At 70.9% G+C, this 650-nt stretch carries 1 protein-coding gene; it reads right to left on the bottom strand.

The genetic code is table 11. The annotated features are described in order from the left end of the window. Positions 1-16: 16 nt before the first annotated feature. Positions 17-650 (bottom strand): TIM-barrel domain-containing protein (locus tag NS283_RS18140; protein WP_275934959.1); only part of this gene is annotated, 634 nt, incomplete at its 5' end.

Below are 650 nucleotides of genomic sequence, written 5' to 3'. Positions count from 1 at the left end.
GTATAAGAGACAGCCCCTACTCCGTCACATCCCCCCGGTCCACGCGGAACGTCTCGCTCCGCCCGTCCGGCGCCGTCACGGTGACCTCGGCCACCCCCGAGCCCCCGGGGAACACCCGCAGCGACAGCCCGTCGAGGTAGTCGTAGTCGGGCCGATCCTCGCGCGCACCCCACGGCAGCACGGCGCCCGGCCGCACGTACAGGGGCAGCGAGTCGAAGCCGTGCGCCTCACGGCGCCACCCGCCGCCGACCACCCGCTCCCCGGTGAGCAGGTGCGTCCACTCCCCGTCCGGCAGGTAGAACGACACATCTCCGGATGCCGAGAACACCGGCGCGACGAGCAGATCACCGCCGAGCATGTACTGGCGGTCGAGATGCAGGGTCGTCGGGTCGTCGGGGAACTCGAGCGCCATCGGCCGCATCACCGGGACACCGGTCGCCGCGGACTCGCGCGCCGCCGCGTACAGGTACGGCATCAGGCGGAGCTTGAGACGCGAGAACAGCCGTGTGACGTCGACCGCCTCCTCGTCGAACGCCCACGGCACCCGGTACGAGTCCGAGCCGTGGAAACGGCTGTGCGACGACAACATCCCGTAGGCGATCCACCGCTTGAACACCGCCGGGTCGGGGGTGCCCTCGAAGCCGCCGATG

Source organism: Microbacterium testaceum (assembly GCF_001476285.1).
GTDB lineage: Bacteria > Actinomycetota > Actinomycetes > Actinomycetales > Microbacteriaceae > Microbacterium > Microbacterium testaceum_B.
This window is presented reverse-complemented; position numbering and strand designations above follow the sequence as displayed.